The sequence below is a fragment of the Stella humosa genome (assembly GCF_006738645.1).
Taxonomy (GTDB): domain Bacteria; phylum Pseudomonadota; class Alphaproteobacteria; order ATCC43930; family Allostellaceae; genus Allostella; species Allostella humosa.
The window spans coordinates 5,666,337-5,690,994 of the sequence record NZ_AP019700.1; the positions used below are offsets into that span (position 1 = coordinate 5,666,337).

Genomic DNA, 24,658 nt, shown 5'->3' on the forward strand with positions numbered 1-24,658 from the left:
CCTGCCTTCCTCTCGAATCGGGATCCAGGCCCCATAGTGCACCATCCGCACGCACGAAAAAGGGGGCGCCGAAGCGCCCCCTTTCCCCTCGACCGCTGGCTGATATTCAGGACACGGTTTCACCGTGCAGCCGGAGGTCGAGACCATCGCGCTCCATCTCCTCGTCGACACGGAGCCCCACCAACACATCGACGATCTTGAGGAGCACGAAGGAGGCGATCGCACACCAGACGATGGTGACGAGAACCCCGACGATCTGGGCGATGACCTGGCCGCCATTGCCCTCGATCAGGCCGCCGACACCGGCCACCGCGGCGCCATCGGCACCCGTGGTGGCGCTCATGGCGGCGACGGCGAAGACGCCGGTCAGGACCGCGCCGACGATCCCGCCCATGCCATGGATGCCGAACACGTCGAGCGCGTCGTCATAACCCATGGCGTGCTTCAGGCCGGTGCAGGCCCAGAAGCAGACGATGCCGGAAACGAGGCCGATGATCAGCCCGCCCATCGGGCTGACGAAGCCGCAGGCCGGCGTGATGGCGACCAGGCCGGCGACGGCGCCGGAGATGATGCCGAGCACGCTGGGCTTACCCTTGGTCAGCCATTCGGCGAACATCCAGGACATGCCCGCCGCCGCCGTCGCGACATGGGTCACCACCATGACCATGCCCGCCCGCTCGCCGGCCGCCAGGGCGGAGCCCGCGTTGAAGCCGAACCAGCCGACCCACAGCATCGAGGCGCCGATCACCGACAGGGCCAGGTTGTGCGGCGGGAAGGGATCCTTGCCGTAGCCGCGCCGCTTGCCGATCACGAGCGCCGCCACCAGGCCGGCGATGCCGGAATTGATGTGCACGACCGTGCCGCCCGCGAAGTCGAGCACCGCGCCGACGCCGAAGGGCCCCGGATAGTCGGTCAGGCCGGTGCCGCCGAGGAAGCCGCCCGGGCCCCACACCATGTGGGCGACCGGCGCATAGACCACGATCGACCACAGGCCGCTGAACAGCAGCATGGCCGAGAACTTCATGCGGTCGGCGACGGCGCCCACGATCAGCGCCGGGGTGATGGCGGCGAACGAAAGCTGGAACATGAAGAAGACGGTCTCGGGAATGGTGCCCGAGAGCGTCGACATCTCGACGCCGCCCATGAACATCTTGGACAGGCTGCCGATGAAGGGGGTGCCTTCGGCAAAGGCGATCGAATAGCCGATGACGAACCAGATGATGCTGATGAGGCACATGCAAGCGAACGACTGCATCAGCGTCGCCAGCACGTTCATCTTGCGGACCATGCCGGCATAGAAGAGCGCCAGCCCGGGAACCAGCATCATCAGGACGAGGACCGTGGAGGTCAGCATCCAGGCGGTGTCACCGGCGCTCAGCGTCGGCGGGTCGGCGGCGAACGCCGGGCCGGCCGCGACGGCGGCGGCAATGCCGGTCAGCACCGCGACCGGCGCCGTCCATGCACCGCGGCGCCGCTGCGCCGCCAGTTCGGCAGAAATCTTGTCCTTGTTCGGCGACGTCATCGAACCCTCTCCTGAGCAGCTCCTTGGCCCATACCGCGTCCCGGGCGGCAATCCCGGGTGCCATCGTCCCTCGGCAACGGGGGACGCGTGGGAATAGAGTCCAAATTCCGTGCCACATCGCCGCCCGAGCCGAATCTCCCGACTCCCGGCGATATTGCCTACAATTTAGGCGATGCGCGACCGTGTGCTGAAAAAACGGCAGCCCTGCTGACTCAGCCCCGCCGTCCTGCAAAGAATTCGCGCAGAAGAATGGCTGCGGCCTGCTCCTCGATGCCGCCATAGACCTCGGGCCGGTGATGGCAGGTGGGCTGGGCAAAGATCCTGGGGCCGTGATCGACGCCGCCGCCCTTGGGGTCGTAGGCGCCGAAATAGACCCGCCGCAGCCGGGCGAAGGCGATCGCCTGCGCGCACATCGGGCAGGGCTCGAGCGTCACATAGAGATCGCAGCCGCTGAGCCGCGGCGACCTGGCGCGGGCGGCTGCCGCGCGGATCACGAGCAGTTCGGCGTGCGCGGTCGGGTCGTGGTCGGTCTCGACGCGGTTGTGGGCGGCCGCCAGCTCCCGGCCGGTCGCGCCGTCGACGATGACCGCGCCCACCGGAACCTCGCCGGCCGCAGCCGCAGCGCGCGCCAGTTCCAGCGCGCGCGCCATGGGCCGGGCATCGGTCACGCGGCAGCCGGCCCGCCGGGACGGGCTACTCGCGGTTGAGGAAAGGGTTGGTGAAGCCGCGCTGGCGCCGTGGCGGCAATGCCTGGCTGAGGTAGTCGAGGTACTTGTCGCGCTCTGTGCCTTCGAGCGGCGCCATGCCGTGGCGATCGGTCATCCAGGTCAGCAGCTCGTCCCAGCGCTCGCGCGTCAGGCCCTGACGGCGGACGAGGTCCGAGCTGTGGCAGGCGGTGCAGAACCAGAAGATCTCCTCCCGGTCCGGCCCCTCGGGCAGGTTGGCCGGCACGTCGGCGCTGTCGCGGACATAGCCGGGGGGCACGGCGCCGGCCGACGCCGTCGGCTCCCGGGCGGCAGGGGCCAGGGCCGCAGGGGCCGGGCAGGGCGGGCCGCGACCGGCGGCGGGGCGGGTGGCTGCGGCTTGTCCCGCAGCCACCCGGCCTTGTCCGCACCCAGCACGGCTACCGTCAGCGCGATGCAAAGCGTGGCCAGGCGGGCGGGTCCGAATGCCATCGCGCTGTCCGCATCAGGCCTTGATCAGCACCGCCACCCGCTGGATGGCGTTGCCGCCATAACCCTGCGGGTTCCAGTTCGCGGCGGCTGCCGGCTGCATGCGGCCACGGCTGTCGGTGCCGCGCACCCAGAACTCGAAATAACCCGCGCTCGGCAGGGTCATCTCGGTCCGCCAGTTCTGCCAGCAGTACTTGTTGGGCGGCGCGTCGACGGTGCAGGCCTGCCAGGTCTGGCCGAAATCATGGCTGACATCGACGGCCTTGACCGTCTCCTCGCCGGCCCAGGCATGCCCGCGCAACGCCACCTTGCGGGTGCCGGCGGCCAGTTCGGTGCCGTTCCGCAGGTTGGTCAGGATGGCGCGCACCGGCATCGATTCCAGGATGACGAAGTCCTTTTCGTCGGCCTTGCCGCCGGGGATCATCGGCGTCTTCGGCACCCGGTACGAGGTGCCGGTCATGCCGGCGCCGTCATGCTCGCGGTCGCGCAGCGTGATGCGCGTCAGCCACTTGGCCGAGGCCGAGCCCGGATATCCGGGCGCGATCACGCGCAAGGGGAAGCCGTGGACGGGCGGGAGCGGCTGGCCGTTCATGGCGAAGGCCAGGATCGTGTGCTCCTCCATCGCCTTGGCGATGGGCACGCCGCGCGAGAGCGTGATCCGGCTGGCATCGCCCGACAGATGCGGGTCGGCGGCATAGTTGCCGGTATAGACCGCCGACGGCTTCACCCCGGCCGCCTGCAGCACGTCGCGCAGCCGGACGCCGGTCCATTCGGCATTGCCGACGCCGCCATTGGTCCACTGGTTGCCGCGGGCCTCGGGGCTGAAGGCCGCCCGGCCGTTGCCGCCGCATTCGAGCTGCAGGCGATAGGTCACGTGCGGGAAGCGCTTCTTCAGCTCGCCCAGGGTCAGCTTCAGCGGCGTGTTCACCTCGCCGTCGATGGTCAGCTCCCAGGCATCCGGGTTGGCGGTCGGCTCGGGCACCTGGCCGTTGTTGCGGATGAAGAACTTGTCGGTCGGGGTGACGTCGTCGTCGAGCAGGTATTCCGGCGTCTCGGCGACCAGCGGCCGGTCCCCCAGCAGCACCAGGTCGGCCTTGCCGTCCATCTTCAGGATCTTCGGACCGGCCGCGGCCTGGGCCATGGCGCCCGGCACGAGGCCAGTCGGCAGGTTGCCGGCGAACGGGATGGCGCCACCCACCGCCGCACCCATGGCGGCCAGGCCGGCACCCTTCAGCAGCCCGCGGCGACCGAAGACCAGCGCATCCGCACGCTCCGGATCGTCACGATAGAGTTCGTCGATTCCCCGCTCCCTGCGCATCGTCCGCTCCCTCAGCAATGCATGGTTCCTGGCCGGTAGGATAAGGATCGTGGCGACATTGACCACCCCTGCTATGGTTAAAAAACGGTGAGTTCCGCCGGAACAGGCACTTTGGACGTTCCATACCGCGCATCGTCGCGACTATCCTGCTCGCGCGCGCGATTTCGGCCCCCCGACTTGGGGCGTCCCTCCCAACGAGGCGCAATCCGGCAAGAGGCGGCGGGACCATCATGACAAGCACCGAGAACCGCGCGGATACCCTGGCGCAGGAAGTCCAGGCCGGCCCGACGCCGGAACGGCCAACCCGCAGCATCGCCATCACGGCGCTGCTGATCGCCACCAACCTCTTCATCCTCGTCGTGGCCGGCGCGATCGGCGCCTGGCTGACCGATCGCTACGCCGACTTCGTCCGCAATTCCGAGCGCAGCGCGGCCGCCCGCGTGGTCGACGTCGCCACCAACGAGATGCTGTGGACGAACCACCTGGCCCTGGTGCAGGGGCTGGCCGGCGTTATCGCCGAGAGCCGCGACGTGCGCGCGCTGATCGAGGAGACGGACGAGACCCGCGTGCGCGCGGCGCTCGCCAACGAGTTCGGGCGCGACCTGCTGACCCGCGGCGACGTGCGCATGCTGGGCTTGGCCGTCTATACGCCCGACCTGCGAAAGGTGGGCGACCGCTGGGGCGACCGCACGACGGAGGCGCCGTCGCGCGAGCCGCCGGCCGCCCTCCTTGAGGCGGTACGCAACCGGTCGGTGCGCGACCGGCTGCGCCAGCTGACCCAGGTCTGGGTCGACAATGGCACGCCGGTGCTGACCGTGGTGGCTCCCCTGGGCGGGCTGCGGGTGGCGGGCTACGTCTTCGTCCATGTCGATCCACTCACGGCCCTGGGACGGCTGGACGAGCGGGTCGGCAACCACGTCGCCATCCTGGCCCATGGCGGCGACCGCGTGCTGCGCAGCCTCCAGAACGTGAAGCTGCCCGAGGGCGCGATCGACGAGACGCGCGTGCCGCTGGTGAGCCCGGAAGGCGTACCCTTCGCCGACGTGCGCCTGCGCCGCGACATGGGGGCGCTGGAACGCTTCCTGTCGGGCGAGCTCAACCGCTCGCTCCTGATCTTCGTCATCCTGGGCGGGCTGGCGGCGATCCTGGCAATCGGCACGGTCTGGGCCGCGCTGCGCCGCGCCCGGCGGCGCGAGGATGCCTACGCGGCCGCCCTGGCCGAGCGCGCCCGCGCGCTGGAGGCCAGCAACGCCTACCTGATCACGGCGCGCGACGAGGCCGACGCCGCGCGGGTGGCGGCCGAGCGGGCGACGCAGGCGAAGTCCGAGTTCCTGGCCAACATGAGCCACGAGCTGCGCACGCCGCTGAATGCCATCATCGGTTACAGCGAGATCCTGCTGGAGGAGTCCGAGGACCAGGGGCTGGACGATTTCTCGCCCGACCTGGAGCGCATCCGCACGGCTGGCAAGCATCTGCTGACCATCATCAACGACATCCTCGACCTGTCGAAGATCGAGGCGGGCCGGATGGACGTGCATATCGAGGAAATCGACCTCGGCCACCTCGTGCACGAGGTCGAGACGCTGATTCGCCCGCTCGCCGAGAAGAACGGCAACAAGCTGGAGCTGGTTTGCCCCGACGACATCGGCCGGATGACGTCGGACAGCCAGAAGATCAAGCAGTGCCTGCTGAACCTCGCCGGCAACGCCGCCAAGTTCACCAGCAACGGCGTCATCCGGGTCGTCGTCACCCGCAACGTCGAGGACGGCGCCGGGATCGTGCGCTTCGCGATCGAGGACACCGGCATCGGCATGACCGAGGAACAGATGGGCAAGCTGTTCCGCGCGTTCACGCAGGCCGATTCCTCGACCACCAAGAAGTATGGCGGCACCGGGCTGGGCCTGGCGATCTGCAAGCATTTCGCGGCCATGCTGGGCGGCGACATCACCGTCACCAGCACGGTCGGCGTCGGCACCACCTTCTCGATGTGGCTGCCCGACCCGGCGCCGGGCGCCCTGGCGCCGGTGCCCCCCAGCCACGCCATGGTGCGCCAGGCCTCGATCGCGGCCACCGGCGCCACCGGCCAGAAGATCCTCGTCGTCGACGACGATCCCAACGTGCACAACCTGCTGGGCGCCATCCTGGCCAAGGAGGGCTTCTTCGCCATCCACGCCTATTCCGGCGAAGAGGCGCTGGAGATGGCGCGCATCGAGCGGCCGGCGCTGATCACGCTCGACGTGATGATGCCCAAGGTGAACGGCTGGTCCGTGTTGACGGCGCTCAAGGCCGATGCCGACATCGATTACATCCCGGTCGTCATGGTGACGATCAGCGACGAGCGCGGGCTGGGCTACTCGCTGGGCGCGGTTGAATTCCTGACCAAGCCGATCGACCGCGCCCGGCTGGTCGCCGTCGTGCGCCGGTTCGCGACCGGGTCGGCGCCGCGCAGCATCCTCATCGTCGAGGACGACCCGGACAACCGCGACCTGATGCGCCGCGCCGTCGAGGCGGGCGGCGTCGACGCGGCGGAGGCGGAGAACGGGCTGGCGGGGCTGGACTGGCTGCGCCACAACCCGGCGCCTTGCCTCATCCTGCTCGACCTGATGATGCCCGAGATGGACGGCTTCGGCTTCCTGGAGGAACTGCGCGCGGATGCCGCATGGCGCGACATCCCGGTGGTGGTGGTCACGGCCAAGACCCTGACCGCCCAGGAGCACGAGTATCTGAGCCACCGCACCCAGCAGGTCGTGGCCAAGGGCGACCACACCACGGTCGACCTGGCCGAGGCGATCCGCAAGTCGATACCGGCCCCGCCCGCCGCCACGGGCCCGTAGGCCGGCCATGGCGCCTTTGCCGCGGGGCTGGGGAGCGCGCTATAGTGGCGGCTGCTGCATGATCCTGCACCGTGATCCGGTGCGGAAAGGGTGAAGACCATGAAGACGCGGTTTGCGACCTTCGCGCTGCTCGCCATCCTGATCGGGGCGCCGACCCAGGCGGTGCTTGCCCAGACCCCGGCGCCGGCCGCCGCGGCCACCGCCCCGATGGAGCTCACCGGCGCCAAGACGGTCGATGCCGACAAGATCATCGCCCTGCTCGATGCCCACAAGAACCTGGTGCTGGTCGACAATCGCCGCGCCGAGGATTTCGATGCCGGCCATATCGAAGGGGCGATCCGCATCCTCGACACCGACCTGACGGAAGCCCGCATGACGCAGCTGGCGCCGCAGAAGGACCGGCCGGTCCTCTTCTACTGCAACGGGCTGACCTGCGGCCGCGCCGCCAAGGCGGTGCAGATGGCGGTCGGCTGGGGCTACCAGAACGTCTATTACTACGCGCTCGGCATGGACGAGTGGAAGAAGCTGCAGCTACCGCTGGTGACCGCAAAATAGGGCCGTCCGCCCGGGCGCGCCGCCCACGGGCGCGCCCGATTGCGGCCCGCGCGGCCGGGGCCTACATTCGGCCCATGCATATGCTGAACAAACGCCCGACCATCGGCATCACGCTCGATTCGGAACAGCCTGGCGGCTATTCCAAGATGCCGTGGTACGCCATTCGCGAGAACTACTGCGCGGCCGTGCTGGCGGCCGGCGGCCTGCCGATGCTGCTGCCGCACGAGCCCGACCAGGCGCCGGACTATCTCGACCGCATTGATGGGCTGGTCATCACCGGCGGCGCCTTCGATGTCGATCCCGCCCTGTTCGGCGCCGGGTCGCGGCATGCGACCGTCCGCACCAAGGACCGGCGCACCGCCTTCGAACTGGCCATCACCCGCGGCGCCATGGAGCGCGGCCTGCCGGTGCTGGGCATCTGCGGCGGTCAGCAGCTCCTGGCGGTGATCCTGGGCGGAACGCTGGTGCAGCACATCCCGGACGAGGTGGCGGGCGCGCTCGCCCACGAGCAGCCCAACCCGCGGACCGAGCCCGGCCACACCGTCCGCGTCGCCCGCGACACGCTGCTGCACCGCATCGTCGGCGTCGACGAGCTGGCGGTGAACAGCGCCCACCACCAGGCGGTGAAGTCGGTGCCCGCCGGCATCGTCGTCGACGCGGTCGCCCCCGACGGGGTCATCGAGGGCATCGAGGACCCTGGCCGCCGCTTCTGCCTTGGCGTGCAGTGGCATCCCGAATACGACATCAGCGCAGGCGACGGCCGGATCTTCCAGGCCTTCGTCGGCGCGACCGGCTGACGGTCCCGTGACCGAGCCCGAAAATGCGGTCGCCAAGGGCGACCGGATCGCCAAGGTGCTGGCGCGCGCCGGCCTCTGCTCGCGCCGAGACGCCGAGCGCTGGATTGCCGAGGGCCGCGTGCGGGTCAATGGTCGGCTGCTGGATACGCCGGCCTGCGTCGTGACCGAGCGCGACCAGATCGTGGTCGACGGCAAGCCGCTGCCGGCGGCCGACCGCACCCGGCTGTGGCGCTTCCACAAGCCGGCCGGCGTCGTCACCACCCACCGCGACCCCCAGGGGCGTCCGACCCTGTTCGACATCCTGCCGCCGGAGCTGCCGCGCGTGGTGTCGGTCGGCCGGCTCGACCTCAACAGCGAGGGCCTGATCCTCCTGACCAACGACGGCGCCCTGGCGCGCCGGCTGGAGCTGCCGTCCACCGGCTGGGTGCGACGCTATCGCGTGCGTGTCCACGGCATCGTCGACCCCGCCCAGCTCGCCTCGCTGGAAAACGGCGTCACGGTGGACGGGGTGGTCTATGGACCGATCCGCGCCACGCTCGACAGCCAGAAGGGCGAGAATGCCTGGCTGACGATCAGCCTGCGCGAAGGCAAGAACCGTGAGATCCGCCGGGTCATGGAGCATCTGGGCTACATGACCAGCCGTCTCATCCGCGTCGCCTATGGTCCGTTCCAACTGGGCGAGCTGGAACGCGAGGGCGCGGCCGAGGTGACCGGCAAGGTATTGCGCGACCAGCTTGGCGCCGCAGCGGAGGCAGCGGTGGAGCGGACGGGGCAAACTTCCGTGAAGCAGGCATCCGCGCCGACCGCGCCCGCCGCCAGGACGGCCCCCCGTCCGCCGCGTCGGCCGCGGGCATGACCTTGCGCATCGTCGGCGGCCGCCATCGCGGCCGCCTGCTCCAGGCACCGTTCGACGACCGCCTGCGGCCGACCGCATCGCGCGCGCGGGAGGCGGCGTTCAACATCCTGCTGCATGGCGCGCCGGCCGAAGCCCGGGCGCTGCAGGACGCCGTCGTCCTCGATGCCTTCGCCGGCACCGGGGCGCTCGGGCTGGAGGCCCTGTCTCGCGGTGCCGCGCGGGCCACCTTCATCGAGAAGGACCGGGCGGTCCTGGATCTGCTGCGTCTCAATGCCGATCGCCTGGGCGAGACGGCGCGGACCCACATCATCGCCGGCGATGCGACGCGCCCGCCGCCGGCGCCCCAGCCCGCCGACATCGTCTTTCTCGATCCCCCCTATGGCGAGGGGCTGGTCGACGCGGCTCTCGCGGCCCTTTCCGCCGCCGGCTGGATCGCCGGCGGGACGGTCGTGATGGTGGAAAGCGCGGTCAAGGACGCCTTCGTCGCCCCGGCCGGCTTTGTCCTGCTGGACGAACGCCGCTACGGCAAGGCCGCGATCAGCTTCCTGCTGTTCCAGCGATAGATCAGCAGGGCTTGCCCTCCCCGCACGACTTGCGCGTCTTCATCGCCGAGAGATAGGCCACCGCGGCGGTGCGATCGGCCTCCGGCAGGGTCGCGAAGCTCGGCATCTTGCTGCGCAGGCGATAGCTCTCGGGTGCCGCGATGAAGGCGGCGATGTGCCGGGTCGACCAGTATTCGGTGATGTTCTTCGGCACGTTCAGCTCCGGCCCCGTATTACCGCCGATCAGGTTGACGGAATGGCAGGGCATGCAGTTCTGCACGAACACGCGGAACCCCCGTTGCACCTGGGGGTTGGCGCGTGCCGGCGGGGCCGCCCCGCCATAGCGCGCGTCGAACGAGGTGACGGACACGGTCGCCAGCTTGTACGGCCAGCGGAAGTGCGGGTCGTCGGCGGCGATCCCGGTCCACACCAGATAGTAGGGATCGGGCGTCAACATCGACCGGCCCTTGGCGAACGGCTCCCACGGGTCGTTCTCCGGCCGGTCGGCTTCGCGGAAGGCGACGATGCCGTTGTGGTTCAGGGCGCGCGCAAGGTCCATCGACGGCGCATAGCCATCGACCGCCGTCAGGACCAGTTCGGCGCCCTCCTCGGCCCATCGGTCGACATCGGGCCAGGCGGCCCGCAGCACGGCCGCCAGCGGATAGCCGACATAGCTCTTGGACCTCTTGTAGACCGGGTCCTCCGTCGTCACCGTGACCGGTGTCATCTGGCGAACGAGGTCGGCGATGGCAACTGGGGGGGCTGCGGGCTCCGCGCGCGCTGAACCCAAGATCGAAACCAGGACAATCAGGACTGCGGCGGCGCGGGTCATCGCGGGTTACCCGATCGTTGGTTCATCAGTGGCGACAGGCGGTACGGCGGCAGGGGCTCCCGGCGCCGCGGACTTCGCGACGCCGACCAATGCCGGCCGCAGCAGGCGGTCATGCATGACCCAGCCTGCTTGCAGACATTGGACCACCGTGCCGTTCGGCTTGCCGCTGTTCGGCACCTCGAACATGGCCTGGTGACGATTGGGGTCGAAGGCAACGTCGACCGGGCTGATGCGCTCGATCCCGTGGCGGCCAAAGCCGGCCAGCAGCTCGCGCTCGGTCAACTCGACACCCTCGATGAAGCCGCGCACCCGCTCGTCCTCGCGCGCCTCGCCCGGCAGGGCATCCAGGGCGCGGCGCAGATTGTCGGCGACGGCCAGCATGTCGCGGGCAAGGTTGGTCGCGGCATACTTGGCAACGTCCTGGCGCTCGCGCTCGCCCCGGCGACGGATGTTCTCGGCCTCGGCGACGGCGCGCAGATACTGGTCCTTCAGGCTCGCCACTTCGGCTTCGAGATCGGCCAGCCGGTCCTCGCCCGCTGCCTGGGCAGACTCGGCGTTCTCGGTTGCTGCATTGTTGGCGGGCGCGGGCCGCTCGGTCGGATCCTGGTGCGAAGCGTTCATGAAACCTTTCCGTATCAACCTATTATACGACCGATCACCTTGGCCGTGTAGTCGACCATGGGGATGATTCGGGCATAATTGATGCGCGTCGGCCCGATCACGCCGATCGCACCGACGATTTGCTCGCGGCTGTTGTGATAGGGCGCGATCACGACCGAACAGCCGGTGTTGGCGAACAGATTATGCTCCGCGCCGATGAAAATCTGCACCCCTTCGCCGATCTGCGTGGCGTCGAGCAGGCGCAGCATCGAGTCCTTCGCCTCCAGCATCTCGAACAGGGTGCGGATCTTCTCAAGATCCTCGATCGCCGTCACGTTGCCCAGCAGGTTGGACTGGCCGCGGACGATCAGCGAGCCTTCGGTCCGGTTGCCGGTCCAGGTTGCCAGCCCGGCCGCCACGACCCGGCTCGACAGTTCGTCCAACTGAGAGCGGTGGCTTTCCAGTTCGGTGGTGATCTCGCTCCGCGCCTCGTCGATCGTGCGACCGCTCAGCCGCGCGTTCAGGTAGTTGCCGGCCCGCACCAACGCCGATGGCGGCATGCCGACCGGCACCTCGCAAATGCGGTTCTCGACCAGCCCGTCCTCGGTCACCATGACGACGAGCGCGCGGCCCGGCCCCAGATGCACGAACTCGATATGGCGCAGCGAGCGTTCCACCTTGGGCGCGAAGACGACGCCGGCGCAGCGCGACAGGCCGGACAGCAGCTCGGTCGCCTCCTCCAGCACCTGGCCGACGCTGCGGCCGGACGCCGCGCAACGGCCGTCGATGTTGCGCCGCTCCTCCTCGCTGAGGCCGCCCAGCTCCAGCAGGCCGTTGACGAAAAGGCGCACGCCGGCTTCGGTCGGCAGGCGGCCGGCCGAGGTGTGCGGCGCGAACAGCAGCCCCGCCTCCTCCAGGTCGGCCATGACGTTGCGGATCGTGGCGGGGGACAGTTGCTGGCCCAGGCGGCGGGAAACGGTGCGCGAGCCGACGGGCTCGCCCGTTTCCATGTAGGCGTCGACGACCAGGCGGAAGACTTCGCGCGACCGCTCGTTCAATTCCGTCACCATCCCGGACCGGAACGGCTGAATCATCGCTCGACAACGCCCAAGGGCACACCCCGAGATCTAGGAACCGGACCAGCGACCGTCAATGCACCAAACCTCCAGCTTGGGGTACCATGCCACCCTTGGATATAGGGAGGAAAGAGATGGAAGCCACCACCCCAGCAATATCCGTGGCCGGCGGCCGGTTCCTGATCGTCGGCGGCGCCAGCCTGGTCGGCTCCACCACCGCCGACCTGCTGCTGGAACGCGGCGCGGCCGAGGTCATGGTGCTGGACAATTTCGCCTTCGGGTCCCCGGCCGTGGTCGCCCATCTCGAACGGAACCCCCGCGCGCGCCTGGTCCGCGGCGACGTCATGCGGCTGCCGCAACTCCTGGCCGCGAGCGAGGGCATGGACGGCGTGCTGCACCTGGCGGCCGCCATGTCGATCTCCATGGACGCCGACCCCTGGACCGGGCTCGACGTCAATATCCGCGGCGTCCAGAACGTGATCGAGGCCTGCCGCGCCAACCGGGTCCGCAAGCTGGTGTTCGCCTCGTCCAATGCCGTCTACGGCTACGGGCCGGGGGTCGCGGGCGACCTGGTGGAGGCGACGCCCTTCCATTCCCTGGGCGCGCCGTCCGGCGCCGTCATCTATGGCGCGTCGAAGATCATCGGCGAGCAGCTCTGCCGCGACGCCCACCGGCGCCATGGCCAGGACTATGTGGTGCTGCGCTATTCGACCGTCTATGGCGAGCGCCAGCACTACCGCGCGGCCAATGCCCTCTACATCATCGAGACGCTGGACCGGGTGCGCCAGGGCCTGCGCCCGCGCGTCGTCGGCGACGGCAGCGAGACCAAGCACTTCCTCTATGTGGGCGACGCCGCGCGTGCCAACCTAGCCGCCTTCGCCGCTGCGGCAACCGACGTGGCGGTGAACGTCTCTGGCCCCGCGCCGGTAACGACGCTGGAGTTGGTGCGCATGGTGACGCGCCTGGCCGGCAGCGACCTGGCGCCCGAGCATGTCGAGCCGCCGGCCGGCCGTGTCCGGCTGACGTCGGGCGGGGCCTTCCGCATCGACCATTCGGCGGCGGAGAAGGCGATCGGCTGGCGGCCCGAGGTCGCAATGGAGGAGGGACTGGCGCGGCTGATCCGTTGGCGCGACGAACAGACCGGCCAGGATGGCGCGCAAGACGCTGGGCTGGACGCCGGGCGAGGCGGCGCGTAGGGTCCGGCGCGATTTTCCCGGACATAAACCAAGGAACCCCGACGATGCGCCCATCCGGCCGCGCCGCCGACGCTTTGCGTGCGATCCATCTCGAGCCCGGCTTCTCCAAGCATGCCGAAGGCTCGTGCCTGGCGCGTTTCGGCGACACCCACGTGCTCTGCACTGCATCGGTGGAAGAGAAGGTGCCGCCCTTCCTGCGCAACAGCGGCAAGGGCTGGGTGACGGCGGAATACGGCATGCTGCCGCGCTCGACCCACACCCGCACCGATCGCGAGGCCGCCCGCGGCAAGCAGTCCGGCCGGACGCAGGAAATCCAGCGCCTGATCGGCCGCTCGCTGCGCGCCGTGGTCGACATGGCAGCGCTCGGCGAACGGCAGATCAAGATCGACTGCGACGTGCTCCAGGCCGATGGCGGCACCCGCACGGCCGCCGTCACCGGCTCGTGGGTCGCGCTGGCGATCGCCTGCCGCGGCCTGGTCGCCGCGGGCCGCATTCCGGCCACGCCGATCCGCGCCGGGGTGGCCGCGGTCTCCTGCGGCATCTACAAGGGCACGCCCGTGCTGGACCTCGACTATCTGGAGGATTCCGCGGCCGAGACCGACGCCAACTTCGTGATGACCGACAATGGTCGCATCGTCGAGGTCCAGGGCACGGCCGAGGGCGCGCCCTTCGACGAGAGCGAGCTGCTGGAGCTGCTGCGCCTGGCCCGCCACGGCATCGGCGAGCTGTCGCTCCACCAGCAGCGGGCGCTCGAGGCCGCCTGATGGCGCGTCGGTTCCCGGCCGGTGCCCCGGGCGGGCGCCTCGTGATCGCCAGCCACAATGCCGGCAAGGTCCGCGAGATCGGGGAGCTGCTGGCCCCTTGGGGCGTGACGGTGGTGTCGGCCGGCGAACTGGGCCTGCCCGAGCCGGAGGAGACCGGCACCACCTTCGTCGCCAATGCCGAGCTGAAGGCGCATGCCGCCGCCCGCGCCAGCGGCCTGCCGGCGCTGGCCGACGATTCGGGGCTGGAGGTGGCCGCGCTCGGCGGCGCGCCTGGCATCTATTCCGCCCGCTGGGCCGGGCCGGGCAAGGATTTCGGCCATGCCATGGGCGAGATCGAGCGCCGGCTGGCCGGGGCCGCCGACCGCCGCGCGCGCTTCGTCTGCGCGCTGACGCTGGCCTGGCCGGACGGGCACGCGGATACCTTCCTCGGCACGGTCGACGGGACGCTGGTCTTTCCGCCCCGCGGCGATCGCGGCTTCGGTTACGACCCGATGTTCCTGCCCCTGGGTTCGTCGGAAACCTTCGGCCAGATGGATGGGGCGGCCAAGCACGGCATCAGCCATCGCGCCGATGCCTTCGCCCAGCTCGTCGCGGCCTGCTTCGCGGGGCCGGCCGCCTCATGATCCTGCTCACCCCATGACGGGCGTGGGCGACCCCGATTCGCTGGCGGTCTATGTCCATTGGCCGTTCTGCGTCTCCAAGTGCCCCTATTGCGACTTCAACAGCCATGTCCGCGAGCGCATCGACGAGGCGCAGTGGCAGGTGGCCTACGCCGCCGCGATCGATGCCGCGGCCGCCCGCACGCCCGGCCGGCGCGTCACCAGCATCTTCTTCGGCGGCGGCACGCCGTCCCTGATGGCGCCGGCCACGGTGGCTGGCATCCTCGACCGCATCGCCCTGGGCTGGACGGTCGACCGCGACGTCGAGGTCACGATCGAGGCCAACCCCGGATCGGTCGAGGCGGGGCGCTTCGCCGGCTACCGGGCGGCCGGGGTCGGCCGGGTATCGCTCGGCGTCCAGGCGCTGGACGACGAGGCGCTGCACCAGCTCGGCCGGCGCCACGACGCCGGCGAGGCGCTGCGGGCGCTGGCGCTGGCCGCGCGCATCTTCCCGCGCTGGTCGTTCGACCTGATCTATGCCCGGCCCGGCCACACCGTGGCGGCCTGGCAGGCGGAGCTGGCGCGCGCGCTGCCGCTGGCCGGCGACCATCTCTCGGTCTACCAGCTCACGATCGAGGCCGGGACGCGCTTTGCCACCCTCCACGAGCGGGGCGAACTGGTCCTGCCCGACGAGGAGGTGCAGGGCGCGCTCTACGAGGCGACCCAGCAGACGCTGGCGGACGCCGGCCTGCCGGCCTACGAGATCTCCAACCATGCGCGGCCGGGCGGCGAGAGCCGGCACAACCTCGCCTACTGGCGCTATGGCGACTATGCCGGGATCGGCCCCGGCGCCCATGGCCGGCTGACCCTGGGCGGGGTCAAGATCGCGACCCGCCAGAAGAAGGCGCCCGAATCCTGGCTGGCCGCGGTCGCGGCCACCGGCGACGGGGTCGAGGACGAGGTGCCGGTCGACCAGGGCGAGCGGCTGTCGGAACTGCTGATGATGGGCCTGCGCCTGGCCGAGGGCGTGCCGCTGTCGCGGGTGGAAGCCGAGACCGGGCGGTCGCTGGCGGGCTGGATCCGGCCGGATCGTATAGAGCGGCTGGTGCGCGGCGGGTTCCTGGCCTGCGACGGGGATCGCCTGGCCGCGACCGACAGCGGCCGGCAGCGGCTGAATGCCGTGCTGTCCGCGCTCCTTCCGGCCGCTGCCGCGTAGGCTCCGGCTTTCGGTCCCGGCGCGACGGACCTATGCTGGCGCCGCGGCCGCCCGATGCGGCCCTCATCCATGAGGGGGTGTTGCGATGAGCAGTGATCCAGGCCGATCCCCCGACCTGCCCCGAAGCCCGCTCGCCGCCGCCGTGGGCGAGGCCGATGCGCGCGAGAACGTCCGCCGCCATTCCCAGAATCTGGCTGCCCTGGCCGAGAATCTGCGCCGGCTGGGGCTCGACGAGGTGCTGGTCGACGACCAGGTCATGAGCGTTTTCCGCCAGTACGAGCGCGAACTGGCTCGCTATGTGGAGGCAGCGGCCGATCGGCGGCCGCAGGAATAGAGCAGGAGACAGCCGATGCCAGACGACACGGGGCCCGACGATGTGGCCCCCGAGGCGGCCCGCCTGGATGCGCTCTATCGCTACGACGTGCTCGACAGCGCGCCCGAGGAATCGTTCGACCGCATCACCCGCCTGGCGCAGATCGCCGTGCAGACCCCGATGGTGCTGATCTCGCTGGTCGACCGCGACCGGCAATGGTTCAAGTCGCGGATCGGCCAGGACGCGACCGAAGGGCCGCGCAGCACGTCCTTCTGCACCCACGCCATCCAGCGCGACACGCCGCTGGTCGTGCGTGATGCCCTGGCGGACCCCAAGTTCCACGATCATCCTGCCGTGCTGGGCGAGCCGTTCGTGCGCTTCTATGCCGGCGTGCCGCTGCATACGCCGGGCGGCTACAACATCGGCACGCTCTGCGCGGTCGACTTCGCGCCGCGTGACATCTCGCCGATCCAGCTCGCCGTGCTCCAGGATCTGGCCCGCCTGGTGGTGGACGAGCTGGAACTGCGGCGGCTGGCGACGACCGACAGCCTGACGGGGGCGATGACGCGGCGCGCCTTTGCGGCCGACGCCGCCCGCGAAGTGGCGCGCGCCCGGCGCAGCGGCGGGCCGCTCGCCTGCATCGTCTTCGACATCGACCATTTCAAGTCGATCAACGACCGCTTCGGCCATGCCGCGGGCGACCGGGTGCTGCAGGCGGTCACGCGCGTCTGCCGCGAGAACCTGCGCGCCGTCGACCTGCTGGGCCGCATGGGCGGCGAGGAGTTCGCCATCGCCCTGCCCGAGGCGCCGCTGGCCGAGGCCGTCGGCGTGGCCGAGCGCCTGCGACTGGCCGTGGCCGACACCGGCGTCGCCGATGGCGCCGGCGAGATCCGCATGACCGCCAGCTTCGGTGTCAGCGAACTGGCGCCCGGCGACGAGACTTTCGCCGACACCGTGCGCCGGGCCGACGATGCGGCCTACGAAGCCAAGCGCGGCGGCCGCAACCGCACGGTCACCGCGTCCTGACGGCTAGGCCGCTGGCAGGAGACCCAGCCCGGCGAGCCACGTCCTGAGGGCCTCCGGCCCGCGGAAGTGATGGCCGTGGAAGCCAAGCGCGGCCGCCCCTTCGACGTTCCGGGCGGAATCGTCAATGAAGACGGCATCGGCCGGTTCGATCGCGAAGTCCGCGCACAGGCGGCGGTAGATCGCCGCATCGGGCTTGATCAGGCCGACCTGGCCCGACACCAGCACGCCGCGGAACCGCCCCAGGAACGGGAACAGCGGCAGCGCCAGCGGCCAGGTCTCCGCCGACCAGTTGGTCAGCGCGTAGAGCGGCACGCCGCGGGCGTCGAGCTCCTCCAGGATCGCCACCGTGCCGTGGATCGGGCCGTTCAGCATCTCGATCCAGCGGCCGTGGAAAGCCTCGATCATCGCCCGTTCCTGCGGGTGGCGGGCGACGAGCAGGGCGGTTGCCTCGGCAAACGGGCGGCCGCGATCCTGCTCGACGTTCCAGTCGCCGGTACAGACCTCGGCCAGGAACCGCTCCATCGCCTCTTCCCGCTCGAACAGCTTGCGGTAGAGGTGGCGGGGGTTCCAGTCGATGAGGACGCCGCCCAGGTCGAAGACGACGGTCGTGGGCCGGGCCGCCATGCGGGTCAGCTCCCCCGGTCGTCGAAAGCCGTCGGCGCGGGTCGCACCACGGCCGGCGGCTGGCCGCGGCGGATCTCCATGATCGCCAGCGCCCGGTCCGACAGCCCGTCGCGGCGGAAGCGGAACAGCCCCTCCACCCCGGCAAAGCCGTTCGGCCGCGTGATCGCGTCGACCGAGAAGTCGGCGCCGCCCGGCTGGCGGGCCAGCGCCACCGCCAAGGCTGTCGCGTCATAGGGCAGGGTGGCGATGCGCGGCGGCTGGCGGCCCTGGAGCGCGGTGAAGCGCTCGGTGAAGGCGATGCGCGCCTCCGCGGGCGGGGCCGCGAACCACGAGCCGTAGAGCGCCGGCTCGCGCCACATCGACGGGTCGTCCCACAGCTGGGTTCCCAGGAACTTGGCCCGGTTGCCGCGGGTCTCGTAATAGGAATAGAGCGGCGCCAGGGTCACCGCGCGCGCCGGCGCCTCCGGCAGCACCACGAAATCGGCTGGCTGGCGGGCGAGGCGGCGCGCCGTCTCCTGCGAGTCGGCCCCGCCCGGATCGTAGAACTCGACCGAGACGATGGTGCCGCCGACGCGCGGCACGGCCTCCTCGGCCGCCTGGGCGCCGCGCTGCCCGTAGGGCGAGGCGGGCGCCAGGATCGAGAAGCGCTTGCCGCCCGCGGCGGCGGCCTCCTCGACGACCCGGCGGATCTGCGGCCGCGGGTGCAGCCCCATCACGAAGACGCCGTCGGCCGCGACATCGGCATCGTTGGTGAAGGCGATGACGGCCACCCCGCGCTCGCGGGCGGGGCCGGCGGCGGCCCGCACCTCGTGCGAGAAGAGTGGCCCGAGAATGAGGGCGGCACCGTCGTCCAGCGCCTTGCGGACGGCGGCCTCGGCCCCTTCGGCGGTACCGTTGGTGTCGCGCGGCACCAGCGTCATGCCGCCATTGTTCTGGCCGGCGTCGAGCAGCGCCATCTGCGCTGCCTCCAGCATCGCGTTGCCGAGGGCGGCGTGCTGGCCGCGCAGCGGCAGCAGCAGGGCCACCTGAGCGCCCCCACGGGAAATGCCACCCAGCATCGGGTTGGGCGCCGGGGCGGGCGGCGGCGGCGCTTCGACCACCGGCGGGGGCTGCATCACCATCGCCTGGGGCGGCGGCATCGGTTGCGGTCGGGGCGGGTCGTCCCGTACGGTGGGACCGCATGCGGCAAGCGACAGGGCCAGGGCGACACATGCCGCGATCGATGGATGAGACGGACGGACAGGGCGGGCGGCGCGCACGGTCGGCACTCCCAGCAGGGGGACAGGGTCGGCCGGAGCCTATCGACGCCCTTCCGGCAAGTAAACCGGATGGCGACGACGACCCTGCCGATGGCGATGCCAACGCCGCAGACGCCCGCGGGTTGCTGCCGGCCGGCCTGCATGTCGTGGCGACCCCGATCGGCAACCGGCGCGACATCACCCTGCGCGCCATCGACACGCTCTGCGCGGCCGACCTGATCGCCTGCGAGGACACCCGCGTCAGCGGCCCCTTCGTGCGCGGGCTGGGGGCAACGGCACCCCTGCTGGCCTATCACGACCACAACGCGGCCCGTGTCCGGCCACGCCTGCTCGATCGCATGGCGGGCGGGCTGGCCGTGGCGCTCGTCTCGGACGCGGGCACGCCCCTGGTGTCGGACCCGGGCTACCGGCTGGTGGCCGAATGCGTGGAGCGCGGCATCGCCGTCACCACCCTGCCCGGCCCATCGGCGCCGCTGGCTGCCCTGGTGCTGTCGGGCCTGCCCAGCGATCGCTTTCTCTTCGCGGGCTTCCTGCCGCCCCGGCAGGGCCAGCGCGGCACGGCGCTGGCCGAGGTGGCGGCGGTGCCGGCGACGCTGCTCTTCTTCGAGACCGGGCCACGGCTGGCGGAAAGCCTGGCGCAGATGGCGACCGTGCTGGGCGACCGCCCGGCTGCCGTGGCGCGGGAACTGACCAAGCTGCACGAGGAAGTGCGGCGCGGGCCCCTGTCGGCCCTGGCCGCGCACTATGAGCAGGCAGGCCCGCCCAGGGGCGAGATCGTGGTCGTCGTCGGCCCGCCTTTGCCGGCCGCGGCCGTGGGGCCGGCGGAAGTCGACCGGCAATTGCGTCTGGCCCTGGCGACGATGCGGGTGAAGGATGCTGCGGCGGCCGTCGCGGCACTGACCGGCCTGACACGGCGAGAAGTCTATGCCCGCGCGCTGGCGTTGGGCGCTGCCGAGGGAGAGCGCGAATGAGTGCCGCCAGACAGCGTGCGATGCCGGGGGCGAACGCCCGGCGGGCCGCCGCCGAACGCCGCGGCCGCCGGGCCGAGGCCTGGGCCGCCTGGCTCCTGCGCCTGAAGGGCTATCGCGTGCTGGCCCGCCGCTGGCGTGGCCGCAGCGGCGAGATCGACCTGATCGCCCGGCGCGGCCGCATCCTGGCGGTGATCGAGGTGAAGGCGCGCGGCGACGAGGCGACGGCCGCGGGCTCGGTCCTGGCCAAGGGCCGCCAGCGCATCGGCCGGGCGGCGGCCGAGTATCTGGCCGGGCGGCCCGACCTGGCCGGCCTCGACGTCCGCTTCGATGTCGTGATGGCCAGCCCGAGGCGCCTGCCCCGGCACCTGCCCGATGCCTGGCGGCCGGAGTCGCGATGACGGAAGCGGCCGGCCGGGACGCGGCCCGGGCCATGTTGCAGTCGCTGGCCACCGTGCCGGACGCGGCGTTCGACCTCGGCCTGGGCGCGCTGGCGCTGGCGGCGCTCGACCGGCCGCAGGTGCCGCTCGACCGCTACCGGGCCCAGCTCGACGAACTGACGGCGGCGGTGGCGGCGGAAGCCGGGGCGGCGCCGGGCCTGTCGGCCCGCGCTGCCGCGCTGGCCGAGGTGATCGCTGTCCGCCAGGGCTACCAGGGCGACGGGCTGACCTACGACGACCTCCAGAACGCCAACATGATCCGGGTGATGGATCGCCGGAAGGGCCTGCCGGTGGCGCTGGGCATCCTCTACCTGCACGTCGCCATGCGGCTCGGCTGGGATGCCTGCGGCCTGTCCTTTCCCGGCCATTTCCTGATCGCGGTCGAGGGCGGCGGGGCGCGGGCCATCCTCGACCCCTTCAATGGCGGCCGGCAGTGCGATGCCGCGACGCTGCGCCGCCTGCTGAAATCCCTGGCCGGCGAGCGCGAGGAGCTGGACCCGGCCCACTATGCCCCGGTGCCCAACCGCTCGGTCCTGCTGCGCCTCCACAACAACGTGAAGCTGCGCCGCCTGCGCGGGCAGGACGCCGCCGGCGCGCTGGCCGCGATCGAGGCGATGCTGCTGTTCGCGCCCGACGAGGCCGGGCTGTGGCACGAGTCGGGACTGATCAACGCCCATCTCGGCAACCTGCGGTCGGCCGTGGCGGCGATCGACCGGGCACTGACGTGTACGCCGGACGCCGCCGGCCGGCACCAGCTGGCGACCCTGCTGCAGGAACTGCGCGGCCGCCTGAACTGACGGGTGGGTGCGGGTCAGCGGGGCGGCGGCAATCCGGTGCAGCCACCGATCATGGCAAAGCCGATGTCGAGCGGCGGGTAGGCCGCCAGCGCGCCCGCCTGCCGCAGCCGGCCGACGAAGCCCGGCTCCCGCCCGTCGGCGATCACGACGTTGGGCAGGATGGTGTCGCGCACCAGGACGCCGTCGGCCGCCGCCACCGCGGCCAGCGCCGCCATGCCGCCGGTGCCGGGCGGAAACAGCACGGCCACCGTGCCAGAGCGGTCCGGCGGCAGGGTGCCCAGGGCCAGCAATAGCCCGGCACCCGCCGCCCAGGCGACGACGATGGCGGCCGCGATGGCAAGCGCCAGCCGGTGCGGCCGGGCCGTGCCCGCCATTGCCGCCGCCATCGCCAGCGCTACCGGGCCGGGGCCAGCCGCACCGACCGCTCGGCGATCGGCAGGTGGATGAGGGCCGCGAACAGACCCAGGGCCACGCCCAGCCACCACACCATGTCGTAGCTGCCGGTGGCGTCGTAGATGCGCCCGCCCAGCCAGACGCCGAAGAAGGCGCCGACCTGGTGGCTGAGGAAGACGATGCCGAAGAGCGTCGCCATGTAGCGGGGTCCGAACATGACGGCGACCAGGCCCGAGGTGAGCGGCACGGTCGACAGCCACAGCAGGCCCATGGCGGCGGCAAAGATCAGCACCGAGGCCGACGACGGCGGTGTCAGGACGAAGATGGTAATGACGATGGCCCGGCCCAGATAGATCAGGCTCAGCAGCCACTTCTTGCTGAGCCGTCCGCCCAGCACGCCGGCCGTGTAGGAGCCGACGATGTTGAAGAGTCCGACCAGCGCCAGCGACCAGCCGGCGATCGAGGCCGGCACGCCGACGTCCTTCAGGTAGGGCGGCAGGTGGGTCAGGATGAAGGCGACGTGGAAGCCGCAGACGAAGAAGCCGGCGACCAGGTACCAGTAGCTGCCATGGCTGCCGGCTTCGCGCAGGGCCTGGCCCATGGACTGCTGGCCGGCGACGTTCTCGGGCCGGCCGCGCAGGAACCAGGCGAGCGGCAGCATCAGGAGACACATGGCGCCGATGATGATGAGCGCGCTGCTCCAGCCGAAGAGGCCGAGCAGGAGCTGCTCGATGGGCGCGATCAGGAACTGGCCCATGGAGCCGGCGGCGGTGCCGAGGCCGAAGGCCCAGGTCCGCTTCTCGGCCGGCACGGCGCGGCCGAGTGCCGCCAGCACGATCGAGAAGGAGGCGCAGGACAGGCCGAAGCCGACCATCACGCCCATGGTGGCGTGCAGCATCCAGGGCTCGGTCGCCAGCGGCATCAGGGCGATGCCGGCGCCGTAGAGGCTGGCGCCGAAGCCCAGCACGCGGGCCGTGCCCCAGCGGTCGGCGGCCGCTGCCGCGAACGGCACGCCCAGGCCCCACAGCAGGTTCTGCACGGCCGATGCCAGCGAGAACACCTCGCGGCCCCAGCCATTGGCGTCGCTGAGCGGATCGAGGAACAGGCCGAAGCCCGTCCGCAGGCCGAACGACAGGATGTTGAACAGACACCCGGCGACGATGACGATCATCATCACCCGGCCGGCTTGAGCGCCCTGCATCGCACCACTCCCCCGGGCTCCGCCCGGATTGAACAGGCCGGCATTGCCGGCCTTCACGAATCCTGCGTGCCGGCCCGGCCCTCCGGGTCGGCACGCGCCGCGCGCTCGGCCGCATAGGCCGGGCTGAATTCCACTGCAATGTCGCCCGGCGCGATCGGCCCGGCGCATTCCGCGCACACCAGCGTCGGCCGGGTCGCCCGGCCGCAGCCGCCGCGATCGGCGCGATGCACCAGCCGGACGGGCGGCCGCGCCGGGTCGCCCATCCAGCGCTGGCCCCACAGGCTCAGCATGACCATGACCGGGTGCAGCTCGCGGCCCTTGGCCGTCAACCGGTACTCGTGGCGCACCGGCCGGTCCTGGTACGGCCGCTTGTCCATCACCCCTTCGGCCACCAGCTTGGCCAGCCGGTCGGAGACGAGCCGCGGCGAGGCCCCGGTCAGGCGCTGGAAATCCTCGAACCGGCGCACGCCGAAGAAGGCCTCGCGCAGGACGAGCATCGTCCAGCGGTCGCCGACGATGGCGAGCGCCCGGGCGATGGAGCAGGCGGAATCGCCGATGTCCGACCAGCGCATGAGGTGACTTCCTTTTCGGAAGGAACTATAGGCGGGCCAGCCGCGGGCGGTCAATCGGCCTTGCGCCCCGGCTCGTCTGGCGGCCCGGGCGCGGCTATAGTCGCCGCCCTGCCCGTTTCCTTCCCGTCCCGGAGCTGCCCCATGAGCCTCGCCGTCGCCATCCAGATGGATCCGATCGAGACCATCAACATCGATGCCGACTCGTCCTTCGTCCTGGCGCTCGAGGCGCAGCGGCGCGGCCACACCCTGTTCCATTACCTGCCGCAGCACCTGTCGCTCAGCGCCGGACGGGTAGTGGCGCGCGGCCGGCCGCTGGAGGTGCGGCGCGAGAAGGGCAACCACCACACCTTCGGGCCGTGGCAGACGGTCGACCTGGCGACCATGGACGTCATCCTGATGCGCCAGGACCCACCCTTCGACATGGCCTACATCACCGCCACCCACCTGCTGGAGCACATCCACCCGCAGACGCTGGTGGTGAACGACCCGGTCCGCGTGCGCAACGCGCCCGAGAAGCTGTTCGTGACCCACTTCCCCGACCTGATGCCGCCGACGCTGATCACCGCCGACCGGCAGGAGGTCCTGGCGTTCCGGGCCGAGCACAAGGACATCATCGTCAAGCCGCTGTTCGGCAATGGCGGGTCGGGTGTCTTCCATATCGGCCCCGACGACGAGAACCTGTCGGCTCTGCTGGAGATGTTCACCCAGATCTATCGCGAGCCGATCATCATCCAGCGCTACCTGCCGGAGGTGCGGCGCGGCGACAAGCGCATCATCCTGATCGACGGGGTGCCGGGCGGCGCCATCGACCGGGTGCCCGAGAAGGGCGAGGCGCGGGCCAACATGCATGCCGGCGCCAAGCCGCAGCAGGCCACCCTGACCGAGCGCGACCGCGAGATCTGCGCGGCGATCGGCCCGGCCCTGCGCGAGGCCGGCCTGATCTTCGTCGGCATCGACGTGATCGGCGACTATTTGACCGAGATCAACGTGACCTCGCCCACCGGCATCCAGGAGATCAACCGGTTCGACGGCGTGCGGCTCGAATCCGATCTGTGGGATGCGATCGACCGCCGCTTGGCGGCGCGCCAGCCGCGGGCGATGTAGCCGGGCGGCCGGGCGGTGTTTCGAGGGGGGCGCAGGCATGGCCCCCCTCCTGCACCCGCCCCGCCCGATCGGCCATGTACAG

At 71.1% G+C, this 24,658-nt stretch carries 27 protein-coding genes; 15 read left to right on the plus strand and 12 right to left on the minus strand.

Annotated features, from left to right (window positions below; translation table 11 throughout):
• Positions 1-106: 106 nt before the first annotated feature.
• The 4 genes from STVA_RS26715 to STVA_RS26730 all read right to left on the minus strand — a co-directional run bounded on the left by STVA_RS26715 (position 107) and on the right by STVA_RS26730 (position 4,012).
• Positions 107-1,522, minus strand: coding sequence for an ammonium transporter (locus STVA_RS26715; RefSeq protein WP_123690344.1), 1,416 nt, complete (start codon positions 1,520-1,522; stop codon positions 107-109).
• Between the two features lie 212 nt (positions 1,523-1,734).
• Complete coding sequence (locus tag STVA_RS26720; protein ID WP_123690342.1) at positions 1,735-2,172, minus strand: nucleoside deaminase; 438 nt, start codon at positions 2,170-2,172, stop codon at positions 1,735-1,737.
• Between the two features lie 43 nt (positions 2,173-2,215).
• The gene (locus tag STVA_RS26725) at positions 2,216-2,620 is read right to left on the minus strand and encodes a hypothetical protein (RefSeq protein WP_142235894.1); all 405 of its coding nucleotides are present in this window, start codon (positions 2,618-2,620) and stop codon (positions 2,216-2,218) included.
• A 90-nt stretch (positions 2,621-2,710) separates the two neighbouring features.
• Positions 2,711-4,012 carry a sulfite oxidase gene (locus STVA_RS26730; protein ID WP_123690338.1) on the minus strand — a complete coding sequence of 434 codons (1,302 nt, stop codon included), beginning with the start codon at positions 4,010-4,012 and terminating at the stop codon, positions 2,711-2,713.
• A gap of 230 nt (positions 4,013-4,242) precedes the next feature.
• Here STVA_RS26730 and STVA_RS26735 point away from each other — a divergent pair, with 230 nt between their 5' ends.
• The 5 genes from STVA_RS26735 (at position 4,243) to rsmD (ending at position 9,617) form a co-directional block, all read left to right on the plus strand.
• Positions 4,243-6,846 (plus strand): hybrid sensor histidine kinase/response regulator, encoded by a 2,604-nt coding sequence (locus tag STVA_RS26735; protein ID WP_123690336.1) that lies wholly within the window; start codon positions 4,243-4,245, stop codon positions 6,844-6,846.
• 99 nt (positions 6,847-6,945) lie between these two features.
• Positions 6,946-7,401 carry a rhodanese-like domain-containing protein gene (locus STVA_RS26740; RefSeq protein WP_123690334.1) on the plus strand — a complete coding sequence of 152 codons (456 nt, stop codon included), beginning with the start codon at positions 6,946-6,948 and terminating at the stop codon, positions 7,399-7,401.
• Between the two features lie 80 nt (positions 7,402-7,481).
• Positions 7,482-8,198, plus strand: coding sequence for a gamma-glutamyl-gamma-aminobutyrate hydrolase family protein (locus STVA_RS26745; protein ID WP_123691296.1), 717 nt, complete (start codon positions 7,482-7,484; stop codon positions 8,196-8,198).
• Between the two features lie 7 nt (positions 8,199-8,205).
• Positions 8,206-9,054, plus strand: a complete 849-nt coding sequence (locus STVA_RS26750) for a pseudouridine synthase (RefSeq protein ID WP_123690332.1) — start codon at positions 8,206-8,208, stop codon at positions 9,052-9,054.
• Entirely contained in the window at positions 9,051-9,617 is a 567-nt protein-coding gene (rsmD, locus tag STVA_RS26755; protein ID WP_170216500.1) for a 16S rRNA (guanine(966)-N(2))-methyltransferase RsmD, read from the plus strand. Before STVA_RS26750 ends, rsmD begins: the two co-directional genes overlap by 4 nt.
• 1 nt (position 9,618) lies before the next feature.
• On the opposite strand, the gene STVA_RS26760 is transcribed toward rsmD, so the two are convergent.
• The 3 genes from STVA_RS26760 to hrcA form a co-directional block, all read right to left on the minus strand.
• Positions 9,619-10,323 carry a c-type cytochrome gene (locus STVA_RS26760; RefSeq protein WP_170216499.1) on the minus strand — a complete coding sequence of 235 codons (705 nt, stop codon included), beginning with the start codon at positions 10,321-10,323 and terminating at the stop codon, positions 9,619-9,621.
• Positions 10,324-10,434: 111 nt separating this feature from the next.
• Positions 10,435-11,049: a nucleotide exchange factor GrpE gene (gene grpE, locus STVA_RS26765; protein ID WP_123690326.1), complete on the minus strand. Its 615-nt coding sequence runs from the start codon at positions 11,047-11,049 to the stop codon at positions 10,435-10,437.
• A 14-nt stretch (positions 11,050-11,063) separates the two neighbouring features.
• Positions 11,064-12,098, minus strand: coding sequence for a heat-inducible transcriptional repressor HrcA (gene hrcA, locus STVA_RS26770; protein ID WP_123690324.1), 1,035 nt, complete (start codon positions 12,096-12,098; stop codon positions 11,064-11,066).
• A gap of 140 nt (positions 12,099-12,238) precedes the next feature.
• Here hrcA and STVA_RS26775 point away from each other — a divergent pair, with 140 nt between their 5' ends.
• The 6 genes from STVA_RS26775 (at position 12,239) to STVA_RS26800 (ending at position 17,218) form a co-directional block, all read left to right on the plus strand.
• Complete coding sequence (locus STVA_RS26775; protein WP_123690322.1) at positions 12,239-13,300, plus strand: NAD-dependent epimerase/dehydratase family protein; 1,062 nt, start codon at positions 12,239-12,241, stop codon at positions 13,298-13,300.
• Positions 13,301-13,344: 44 nt separating this feature from the next.
• Entirely contained in the window at positions 13,345-14,064 is a 720-nt protein-coding gene (rph, locus tag STVA_RS26780; RefSeq protein ID WP_123690320.1) for a ribonuclease PH, read from the plus strand.
• Entirely contained in the window at positions 14,064-14,687 is a 624-nt protein-coding gene (gene rdgB / locus STVA_RS26785; protein ID WP_123690318.1) for an RdgB/HAM1 family non-canonical purine NTP pyrophosphatase, read from the plus strand. Before rph ends, rdgB begins: the two co-directional genes overlap by 1 nt.
• Before the next feature lie 13 nt (positions 14,688-14,700).
• Positions 14,701-15,879 (plus strand): radical SAM family heme chaperone HemW, encoded by a 1,179-nt coding sequence (gene hemW / locus STVA_RS26790; RefSeq protein ID WP_123690316.1) that lies wholly within the window; start codon positions 14,701-14,703, stop codon positions 15,877-15,879.
• Between the two features lie 85 nt (positions 15,880-15,964).
• Positions 15,965-16,213, plus strand: coding sequence for a hypothetical protein (locus STVA_RS26795; RefSeq protein ID WP_142235895.1), 249 nt, complete (start codon positions 15,965-15,967; stop codon positions 16,211-16,213).
• Positions 16,214-16,228: 15 nt separating this feature from the next.
• Positions 16,229-17,218 (plus strand): GGDEF domain-containing protein, encoded by a 990-nt coding sequence (locus tag STVA_RS26800; RefSeq protein ID WP_123690312.1) that lies wholly within the window; start codon positions 16,229-16,231, stop codon positions 17,216-17,218.
• A gap of 3 nt (positions 17,219-17,221) precedes the next feature.
• Here the strand turns inward: STVA_RS26800 and STVA_RS26805 are convergent, their stop codons facing one another.
• Both STVA_RS26805 and STVA_RS26810 read right to left on the minus strand, forming a co-directional pair.
• Positions 17,222-17,842 (minus strand): HAD family hydrolase, encoded by a 621-nt coding sequence (locus tag STVA_RS26805; protein WP_123690310.1) that lies wholly within the window; start codon positions 17,840-17,842, stop codon positions 17,222-17,224.
• A 5-nt stretch (positions 17,843-17,847) separates the two neighbouring features.
• On the minus strand, positions 17,848-18,957 hold the full coding sequence (locus STVA_RS26810; RefSeq protein ID WP_170216497.1) for a penicillin-binding protein activator: 1,110 nt from the start codon (positions 18,955-18,957) through the stop codon (positions 17,848-17,850).
• 266 nt (positions 18,958-19,223) lie between these two features.
• On the opposite strand from STVA_RS26810, the gene rsmI reads away from it, so the two are divergent.
• The 3 genes from rsmI to STVA_RS26825 are packed head-to-tail and all read left to right on the plus strand — an operon-like array spanning position 19,224 to position 21,306.
• Positions 19,224-20,072, plus strand: a complete 849-nt coding sequence (gene rsmI / locus STVA_RS26815) for a 16S rRNA (cytidine(1402)-2'-O)-methyltransferase (RefSeq protein WP_245978333.1) — start codon at positions 19,224-19,226, stop codon at positions 20,070-20,072.
• A 20-nt stretch (positions 20,073-20,092) separates the two neighbouring features.
• Positions 20,093-20,470 (plus strand): YraN family protein, encoded by a 378-nt coding sequence (locus STVA_RS26820; RefSeq protein WP_123690304.1) that lies wholly within the window; start codon positions 20,093-20,095, stop codon positions 20,468-20,470.
• Positions 20,467-21,306, plus strand: a complete 840-nt coding sequence (locus tag STVA_RS26825; RefSeq protein ID WP_170216496.1) for a SirB1 family protein — start codon at positions 20,467-20,469, stop codon at positions 21,304-21,306. Before STVA_RS26820 ends, STVA_RS26825 begins: the two co-directional genes overlap by 4 nt.
• Before the next feature lie 14 nt (positions 21,307-21,320).
• Here STVA_RS26825 and STVA_RS26830 read toward each other — a convergent pair whose 3' ends face one another.
• Genes STVA_RS26830 through STVA_RS26840 form a run of 3 tightly spaced genes read right to left on the minus strand, consistent with a single transcriptional unit; the run spans position 21,321 to position 23,472 of the window.
• Positions 21,321-21,692: a hypothetical protein gene (locus STVA_RS26830; protein WP_142235896.1), complete on the minus strand. Its 372-nt coding sequence runs from the start codon at positions 21,690-21,692 to the stop codon at positions 21,321-21,323.
• A gap of 8 nt (positions 21,693-21,700) precedes the next feature.
• Positions 21,701-22,900: an MFS transporter gene (locus STVA_RS26835; protein WP_123690300.1), complete on the minus strand. Its 1,200-nt coding sequence runs from the start codon at positions 22,898-22,900 to the stop codon at positions 21,701-21,703.
• 53 nt (positions 22,901-22,953) lie between these two features.
• A complete protein-coding gene (locus STVA_RS26840; RefSeq protein ID WP_123690298.1) occupies positions 22,954-23,472 on the minus strand; it encodes a winged helix-turn-helix transcriptional regulator in 519 nt (172 codons plus the stop codon).
• Between the two features lie 141 nt (positions 23,473-23,613).
• On the opposite strand from STVA_RS26840, the gene gshB reads away from it, so the two are divergent.
• Complete coding sequence (gene gshB / locus STVA_RS26845) at positions 23,614-24,576, plus strand: glutathione synthase (protein WP_123690296.1); 963 nt, start codon at positions 23,614-23,616, stop codon at positions 24,574-24,576.
• Positions 24,577-24,658: the final 82 nt, after the last annotated feature.